Here is an 8,260-nt window from a genome sequence, read left to right as displayed (position 1 = left end):
ATAACATCAAATTAGACCGATATGTAAAGCGTGTAGGATTTTTGGGCTAATTTCATAAGGGATTATTATGCGTGCACAAAACTTGCTGGTTTTATCTCTCAGTTTGATTTTCATTACTTCACTTTCCCGACACGTTCAGGGGGAGGAGATCAAATGGCAAACCGACTTAAAACAGGCCGCGCAACAGGCACGGACTGAAGAAAAAGCCATGCTGATTCAAATTGGTGCTTCCTGGTGCGGGTTTTGCCATAAAATGGAAAAAGAAACTTATCGGGATCCCAAAGTAATCAGGCACGTGAATTCCTGTTTCATTCCCATTCGCGTGGACGCGGATCAACATGCAGAACTGGTCGAAGCCATTGGCATCTCCGGTTTACCAACGACGGCCATCATCACACCGCAACTCAAAATCGTGAAGAAGATTTCCGGTTATGTCGCTGCTCAGGAGATGGAAGGTCATCTGAATAAGATTTGCCTGGTAAAACACGAACAGGTAGTCCCTGATCGTTCAAACCGTTCCATTCAAAAAATAAGCCAGAAGCAGCTGGCACCCGAATTTGCATTCAAAGGCGTTTGTCTGGTCAGCATGCTGGATGATCAACAGCTTGTAGAAGGAGTACCCGCTTTCAGTTCCGAATACAAAGGTCGCAAAGTCTGTTTTATTTCTGCAGAACATAAAAAGCAGTTTGACTCGAACCCGGATCGGTACTGGCCTGCCTTTGAAGGAAACTGCCGCGTTTCGCAGTTGGAACAGAATCAATCCGTTGAAGGCGACCCCCATGCAGGTGGAGTCTATCGCGAGAAACTGGTTTTCTTCTCGTCTGCAGACGAGCGGGATCGGTTTTCGTCCAATCCGTCGCAGTATGTTCTGCAGCCCTGATTTGAAATGCACCTGACAGTATTCCTCAACCCGGGTTGCATGGAAGAGATACAAAATTGCTGCCAGCTGCCCTCTTGAAATATCATAAATCAGCCTGCCTCCTTGATGGTGACAGGCTGATTTTTTTGATTCGATTACTGTAATTTTTCAATCGACTGAGGTTCCAGCCAGACGAATTTTCCCTTACGGGCCAGTTCTTTCCCTTTGACGCTGATCTTCAGACTCTGGAAGCGGCTCTTGTAAAGATCAGGGTGCGAATCGTGCGCCCCTTCGATGACATAAACTGTTCCATCGCCGCTTTTCACAGCCAGTCCCAGTTCATTGGGGTCTTTTTTGGGATGAACCCCATATTCACAGGCAGCGCAACCGGTGGTTCCTTTGATGGAGACCATTTGCGATGCTGCAGCGGTCGTGCTGCTCGTTTTTGTTCCGTCGTTTTTCTGCGCGGTATACTTCTCAGGATTGGCCTGGAATTTCTGCATCACACTTTCGCTGGGAAACTGATAACGCATACCTTTGTAAATCGAAGTGAACTCCGGTTTGCCGGGGACATCTTTTCCTCCTTCAATTTTGCAGACGATGCACTTACCATCGCAAGCCAGATCGACGTCGGCATACTGTTTTGGAGACTTGTCAAACAACGCTTTGATATTGTCATTCGGAAACAAGAAAGCCCGTCCCTGATAAAAACTCACATGCTCAATCGTTCCGGGATTACGAACACCATCATGGTGCGCAAAACAGACCGTACAATCGCCGTTCAAAGCGGGCACATATTTTTCCGGATTGGTGGCAAACGTTTTTTTGACTTCCTCTGACGGAAACAGATAAGTCTGGCCATCATAAACCACAGCATGCTCCGCTTTCCCTTTGACAATTTTCTGACCATTGATCAGACAGACGGCACAATTTCCGTTCAATGCGACCGGGGTTTGTTTGGTCTTCTGTGCTTCTTTGGCTTCCAGCAAATGGCCGGTTAAGGCAACGGCTGCCAGTAAAGCGGTCGTCATTAATAATCGGGTCAACTTCATCGACTTCTCCTGAATCATTTTCTTTGGGTTTTACTGTCGGGGATGAGGCACTGATTCGAATCAGTGATCCCTCACTCACACCATGAGTTCGACTGGTACCATTTCTCTGCTCATGAGTCACGCAGCAAGTATGGCTGTGTCGCTGGCTTGAATCTGTGGTGTATTTCACACTCCGAAAATATTTTTCGTTTCTCTCAATAAGAAACCCACGCACAGGCAGGCATTAGAGACAGCCGGCGGTTCCTGCAAAACGGTATTGCATGAATTGGCCAAGTATTGATAATCACAGTCTCTCTCCTCAAGCATGATTTTTCAGACATCTCCCAAGTCCTCTCTCACTATTCAGTTATAAAAATCAGGTGCGTTATGTGGTGCACAAGTTGTCAGTCTGATGTGGCTGCAGAAGTTTCTGCAGACTCAAAACGGGTTCATTGCGCCATTTGCGGCAATGACCTGGGAACGACGGCTGCTGCACGTATCAGCGACAAGACCAAAGAAGCCCGTGAGTTACTGGCCCGCTGGTCGAACCGGGAGGTCCTTGATCCTTATGGACCTTTGACGAAATCGGAAGCGCGGCCCCATACGACTTCTTCGCTGTTTGAACGTCCTGAAAAAAAGATCCCGGAAAATATGTCACGCCCCACTGTGGAAAGGGAACGGGAAATTGAGCAACCCGTGCCCGCAACTCCACAGGTTCGCATTCCCGATGATCCGTACCAGGCAACCTTTCTCACAGACGAGACATTGCATCGTGAATTCCACGAATCGCCGGAATCCGTTTCATTTCCACAAGCAGCCATCCCGAAATTGCATACTGAGTATCGTGATATTCAGGATCTGATTGAAGAAGATGACCAGAGACCGAACTGGCTGGGACTGGTAGGGCAATTAATGGCCTACGGCGGTGTCGCCGTTCTGACCATTGGCACGACACTCGTTCTCTGGGGCCATTATGGCGGACCAGCGAATTATGCTTCCACTGGCTGGCTCATCAGCACAGCCGGCCAGATGCTGCTGTTTCTGGGCGTGATTACGCTTGTCTCTGCAGGCATGGAACAGACTTCGACCTCAGTGAGCCGCCGGATTGACCGACTGGGTCAACGGATATTCCTGTTTGAGCAGGCAATGATGGAACAGCGGGAATCTCAGAAACACCGACGCGCGGCTCCGCAACCGCCACAGACAGATGTCTCTGCACCGGAAACAGCGTCCCGAAAGTCTGCCTGAACGGACAACGGGAATCTTTCGCTTTGTTATCCGATCGCAGGCGATTCCAGTGTCAACAGATGCTGCTTGAGCGAAGTTCCCTGCGGTGCGGAGAAGCCTCCCAGTTTTCCGCCTGATGCAATCACCCGGTGACAGGGAATGATGATCGGAATCCGATTGGATGACATAACCGTTCCCACAGCGCGGGCTGCCCGTGGTGCTCCTGCTTTCGCAGCCAGCTCTCCATACGTGATCTGTTTCCCATAACCTGTTTTTCTCAGTTCACGAATGACGCGGGCCTGAAATGTGGTCAGTCGGGGCAGATTCAATTTGACATCCCGGAAATCAATGACCGCCCCTTGAAAATATGCCTGAAGTCTCTCGCGCAATTCCGGAAACCAGTTTGCTTCCCCGATGTGTTCGGCTGAGTGAACAGGCTCCAGTCGATTCAGATCCGCGACAGACTGACGAACATCAGCCACAGAATGGTGTCCCATGACCAGCCGTTCCACGGTGTCAGCCCGCCCCAGCAGCCCGCACCAGCCGATTTCCGTGGAAAAAACGGACAATTTTAATGGGGAGAATTCATCAGGAGTGTCTATATGTGCTTTTCCTGTAACAGCTTTGGAAACTGAGACAGTTCTTTGACCCATCTGAAATTCTCCGATAGAATGGATTCGACTCGCAAGGTTCAATTGACCAGAGTTTATTTTAAGACTCGTGCAGCCGAAATTACAAGATAATAGAGTGATTATGCATCAATACAGTATGTTGTCCGACGATTTTTTTATAAACCTGAATTTATGCACCGAAATGACGCTGCCTTCGTCGCGGGACACCGTGCTGAATTTTTTTGAACGGGTGCAAAAATCGTTTCCGACCATGCGGAATTTTTATAACCGCGGCGAAAGCGGTTTCATGCTGGAAGAAGACAAGGAAGAGACCGGGCGGCAGCGCTGGATGTCCCTTGAAGCTCAGCGTATCTGTAGCGGTTACCTGAACCCTAAAGATCCGGAAGACAGCCTGGAGCAGCACAAGTTGATGCTGGAACTGGTGCCCTACATGCTGTCAGTCAGTCCCCTCGATTGTGAAGCCCTGGATTATGTGGTGGGCTTCGACTTTTCTTATCAGGGGAATCACGATGCGTTAGTGGCTGAAGTGCTGGGTTCGAATCACGCGATCGACAGTCTGCTGCAGATTCCGGGTGCGCGGGCACTCAACTATGAGCCTTCGATCACGCTCAGCCTGGACGACTCCTGTCGCTGTCAGGCACGTCTGCTGATTGAGACGCGAACCAACGCCTATCAGGTCAGACGCGAAGATTATTCTGATGAGCAGATTTCGGTCTTCTTTACCTTAAGGCAGTATGGCAGTCAGACTGCGGAAACGAAACTGGAAGACACCCTGCTGAATCTGAAGGCAAAATCGGACCAGTTGATGAACGATTATGTCATCGATCAGGTTCTGCGTCCTTTGGCACAGGCCATTTCTGCGAAATAACAGTGTTTTTTAGAATGAGGGTCGGTCAAGTTTCAAATTGAATCCGGCCCATATAAAGTATTCAACAGAGTGTGCATCCTGTAACTTCAATATCAAAGGGGATTTCTTCGTGGCTTTATCATTAAGCGATTTCGCTCAGTCTCTTACCGTCGAAACAGCATTCAGCGTCCTGGCGATTGCAAAACAGTTAAAAGCAGAGGGCAAAGATGTTGTCGAACTGGAAGTGGGGGACAGTCCCTTTGACAGCACTGCTTCCGCAAAATCCACGGGGATCGAAGCCATTCAGAATAACCAGTCGCACTATTGTGCTTCGCCGGGAATTCCTGAGTTCCGTAAGGCGGCTGCCGATTTTGTCTCGCGCGAATTTAAGGTTGCTGCGAAACCGGAAAACATTGTGGTGGGCCCCGGCGCTAAAGTATTCGAACAGTTCTTTTGTGAAGCCTTTTTGAATCCCGGTGATGGCGTCCTCGTTTTCAGCCCCTATTTCCCGACTTATCTGCCGAACATCCAGCGCCGCGGCGCACGTATGGTCCTGTCCGATCTCAAGCAGGAAAATCAATTCAGCCCCGATCTGGCCGACATCGAAAAGTTCCTGGCAGAAGATCCTTCACCGAAAGCCATCTTCCTGAACTCTCCCCATAATCCGACCGGCGGGGTGATTGCAGAATCGGAATTAAAGGCCATTGCCGATCTGGTCCGTGGAAAGGATATCGCGGTCTTCAGTGACGAACCTTATTGCCATATGGTCTGGCAGGGAAAACACCATTCCATTCTGGCGCAACCGGGCATGATGGATCAATGTGTGTCTGCTTACACCTTCAGTAAATCTTACAGCATGAGTGGCTGGCGTCTCGGATTCTGTGTTGCCTCGGAAGAGGTCGCGACTTCCATCGGGAAAATGGTCAACACCACCCTGTCCTGCACGCCTCCGATCGTACAGCTTGCCGGCGCCGCTGCTTTGAATCTCGATTCCCAGGAACGCGACGAAGTCATGCTGAAATTCCGGGAGAAAGTCGTCCTGCTGACGAACAAATTGAATCAGATCGAAAATTTCCATGCCCTTGATCCGCATGCGACCTTTTATGTCTTCGTGAATGTGGCTCCGGTCTGCAACGAGTTGGGAATCACCAGTCACGGCCTGGCACTGTACCTGCTGAAAGGGGCCGACGATGATTTTGGAATCGCCTGTCTGGGGGGCGAATGTTTTGGAGAAGCGGGTCACGGATTTTTGCGTTTCAGTTGTGCAGAGCCCAATGATCGTCTGGAAAAAGCGATCGACTTTATTCCGGAAGCGATTTCCAGAAAAGAGCGGATTGCCCGTTATCTGGAAGCGAACCCGGCAGCACGGCTGAAATCACCCTATCCGGTATAGGGCTCCGCGTTCACGCGAATTGCTTTTCAGAGAAATCAGGAACCGACAGAACACGGTATTTCAGGGATGTTATGAATCGTTATCAAACACTGATTCGCGCCGCGCTCATTCTGTATTGGGTGCTGCTGTTTACTGCGACTCATATTCCGCTTAAAAAAGGGACACTGCCACCGGGAACCGATGTGCCTCTGCATTTCATCGCTTATGCCGGGCTTTCATTTCTATTAACGTGGTGGTTGTCTCTCAAATGGGACAAGCTGACTCTCAAACGCCTGCTGATCGTGTTTGTGGGAGTCAGCCTGTTCGGCGTGGTGGATGAATTGCTGCAGGGCATTCCGGTTCTGCACCGTGAACCAAGTGTAAAAGACTGGGTGGCTGACACACTGGGAGCCCTCATCGGAATCAGTCTGTTTCTACTGGTTCACAAACCCTGCCAGCGACTCCGTCAGCGGTTGCAGAAAAATGACGAAACTCCGTAAACCGCGTCAACAACCAGTCACAGCCGACAACCCTGAAACGCGTCCCCATTAATGATCGCGTGATCCATTCCATGATACTCGGTCCGTATGGCCTGGGAGACGCTGCAATCAACCTGGTTACAGGCTATAGCTTTTTGCTGGTAGACGGAGTGCGCCAGCGACGGTTCGTTTTACTCAAGAGCTCAGTCGCACATGTCGGCCCCCAGGTTCCTGCATAATAGGGCTCGGGGCTGTGATCTGCCCGCTCCCACGCTTCCAGAACCGGTGTCACGAATTTCCAGGCAGCTTCCAGTTCATCACTGCGGGTAAACAAAGTTGAATCCCCTCGCAAGACGTCCATCAACAGCCGCTCGTAGGCTTCGGGCAAACTTTTGTGGTAGGCGTCTTCAAATGCAAAATCCATTGTTACCGGCTGAATCTGATATTGCATGCCGGGCCGCTTCGTCGAGAACTTCATTGAAATCGACTCTTTCGGCTGAATGCGGAAAATCAGTTCGTTCGGTTTGCGTTCGACGAGCGAGCAGATATCACCATCGCACTCGACGGTTGTAAACAGATTCATGGGAGGATGCTTGAACTGAATGGCAATTTCACTGACACGTTCCGGCAGTCGCTTACCCGTTCGCAGGTAAAAGGGAACCCCTTCCCAGCGCCAGTTCTCGACCTTCACTTCCATCGCCACGAACGTTTCCCGGTTTGAGTTTGCGGGCACACGTTCTTCTTCCCGATATCCCGGCACTGCCTGACCAAACGATTGCCCCGCCGTATATTGACCGGCAACCGCCCATTCAGAAATAGCGCCTTTGCTTCCCGGTGAGAGTGTCTTCAATACTTTTAATTTTTCGTCACGGATTTCTTCGCCTCGGAACAACGCGGGAGGCTCCATCGCAATTAAGCAGAGCAGCTGCAGCACATGGTTTTGCAGCACATCCCGCATTGCGCCCGAGCGGTCATAGTAACCGCCTCGACCGTGTTCAATGCCCTGCGATTCTGCGACGGTAATCTGTACGTGATCGACATGATTCCGATTCAACAACGGCTCAAAGATCGAATTACTCAACCGAAATAACAGAATATTCTGAACCGTCTCTTTACCCAGGTAGTGGTCGATCCGATAGATCTGATCTTCGCTTAAGAGTTCGCTTAACTGGTGGCTCAATTCCTGCGCCGATGCCAGATCGTGGCCAAACGGTTTCTCGATCACAACCCGCAACCATTCTTCTGCAGTATTCCGGGGCACCATCTGCGCGCGGGATAATGCCTGCACGGCGGGATAAAATAACGATGGATCTGTCGCCAGATAAGCAACGCGTTTGGTGATCACATCACCGAGTGTTTCGCGTTCCACCGCTTCGATGGATGATTTGAGTTTTGCATGGTCGGCTTCATCTGTGATATCGACTTCACGATAAAACAACCGTTTGGAAAATGTGGCCCACTTTTCATCAGTCACGGTTCCCGTTCGCGTAAATTGTGCGACGGTATCGCGCTGTTCGATACGAAATTGTTCGTCTGTCTTTTCCCGCCGCGCCAGGCCGATGATCGGCAGATCTGCTGAAAGAAAGCCTTCACTCCAGAGATCATACAACGCGGGAATTAACTTTCGGGCGGTCAAATCGCCCGAGGCACCAAAAATCAGAATGGTTGCAGTGGTCAGGTCGATTGAAGAATTTGAGTTGGCCATGACTTACATCCATGTCTTAATAAGAATTGTGATTGGGAGATATAAAAGAACGTCTTCAAACCAGGAAACGTTCAGAATTTTGCCGATAGCTGTTCGATCAGAGAGTCC

At 50.2% G+C, this 8,260-nt stretch carries 8 protein-coding genes; 5 read left to right on the top strand and 3 right to left on the bottom strand.

The window, feature by feature from the left end:
• Nucleotides 1-67: 67 nt before the first annotated feature.
• Nucleotides 68-880, top strand: a complete 813-nt coding sequence (locus Q0294_RS17400) for a DUF255 domain-containing protein (RefSeq protein WP_299467999.1) — start codon at nucleotides 68-70, stop codon at nucleotides 878-880.
• Between the two features lie 134 nt (nucleotides 881-1,014).
• Here the strand turns inward: Q0294_RS17400 and Q0294_RS17395 are convergent, their stop codons facing one another.
• The gene (locus Q0294_RS17395) at nucleotides 1,015-1,911 is read right to left on the bottom strand and encodes a YHS domain-containing protein (protein ID WP_299467997.1); all 897 of its coding nucleotides are present in this window, start codon (nucleotides 1,909-1,911) and stop codon (nucleotides 1,015-1,017) included.
• Between the two features lie 366 nt (nucleotides 1,912-2,277).
• On the opposite strand from Q0294_RS17395, the gene Q0294_RS17390 reads away from it, so the two are divergent.
• Nucleotides 2,278-3,138, top strand: coding sequence for a hypothetical protein (locus tag Q0294_RS17390; RefSeq protein WP_299467995.1), 861 nt, complete (start codon nucleotides 2,278-2,280; stop codon nucleotides 3,136-3,138).
• Nucleotides 3,139-3,164: 26 nt separating this feature from the next.
• Here Q0294_RS17390 and Q0294_RS17385 read toward each other — a convergent pair whose 3' ends face one another.
• On the bottom strand, nucleotides 3,165-3,686 hold the full coding sequence (locus tag Q0294_RS17385; protein WP_299467993.1) for a methylated-DNA--[protein]-cysteine S-methyltransferase: 522 nt from the start codon (nucleotides 3,684-3,686) through the stop codon (nucleotides 3,165-3,167).
• 184 nt (nucleotides 3,687-3,870) lie between these two features.
• Between Q0294_RS17385 and Q0294_RS17380 the strand changes: the two genes are divergently transcribed.
• The 3 genes from Q0294_RS17380 (at nucleotide 3,871) to Q0294_RS17370 (ending at nucleotide 6,468) form a co-directional block, all read left to right on the top strand.
• Nucleotides 3,871-4,617 (top strand): hypothetical protein, encoded by a 747-nt coding sequence (locus Q0294_RS17380; protein WP_299467991.1) that lies wholly within the window; start codon nucleotides 3,871-3,873, stop codon nucleotides 4,615-4,617.
• 109 nt (nucleotides 4,618-4,726) lie between these two features.
• Entirely contained in the window at nucleotides 4,727-5,989 is a 1,263-nt protein-coding gene (locus Q0294_RS17375; protein WP_299467989.1) for an aminotransferase class I/II-fold pyridoxal phosphate-dependent enzyme, read from the top strand.
• 71 nt (nucleotides 5,990-6,060) lie between these two features.
• Complete coding sequence (locus Q0294_RS17370) at nucleotides 6,061-6,468, top strand: VanZ family protein (RefSeq protein WP_299467987.1); 408 nt, start codon at nucleotides 6,061-6,063, stop codon at nucleotides 6,466-6,468.
• Nucleotides 6,469-6,592: 124 nt separating this feature from the next.
• Here the strand turns inward: Q0294_RS17370 and zwf are convergent, their stop codons facing one another.
• Complete coding sequence (gene zwf / locus Q0294_RS17365) at nucleotides 6,593-8,152, bottom strand: glucose-6-phosphate dehydrogenase (protein WP_299467985.1); 1,560 nt, start codon at nucleotides 8,150-8,152, stop codon at nucleotides 6,593-6,595.
• Between the last annotated feature and the right edge of the window lie 108 nt (nucleotides 8,153-8,260).

Origin of the sequence: uncultured Gimesia sp., from assembly GCF_937919775.1 — a bacterium.
Lineage (GTDB): Bacteria > Planctomycetota > Planctomycetia > Planctomycetales > Planctomycetaceae > Gimesia.
Note: the sequence above shows the minus strand (reverse complement) of the source record. Positions and strands in the feature narration are given on the sequence as shown.

Coding starts and splice junctions, on each gene's coding strand:
- Q0294_RS17400 (WP_299467999.1), top strand. CDS start 68: ATGCGTGCACAAAACTTGCTGGTTTTATCTCTCAGTTTGATTTTCATT.
- Q0294_RS17380 (WP_299467991.1), top strand. CDS start 3,871: ATGCATCAATACAGTATGTTGTCCGACGATTTTTTTATAAACCTGAAT.
- zwf (WP_299467985.1), bottom strand. CDS start 8,152: ATGGCCAACTCAAATTCTTCAATCGACCTGACCACTGCAACCATTCTG.
- Q0294_RS17390 (WP_299467995.1), top strand. CDS start 2,278: ATGTGGTGCACAAGTTGTCAGTCTGATGTGGCTGCAGAAGTTTCTGCA.
- Q0294_RS17395 (WP_299467997.1), bottom strand. CDS start 1,911: ATGAAGTTGACCCGATTATTAATGACGACCGCTTTACTGGCAGCCGTT.
- Q0294_RS17370 (WP_299467987.1), top strand. CDS start 6,061: ATGAATCGTTATCAAACACTGATTCGCGCCGCGCTCATTCTGTATTGG.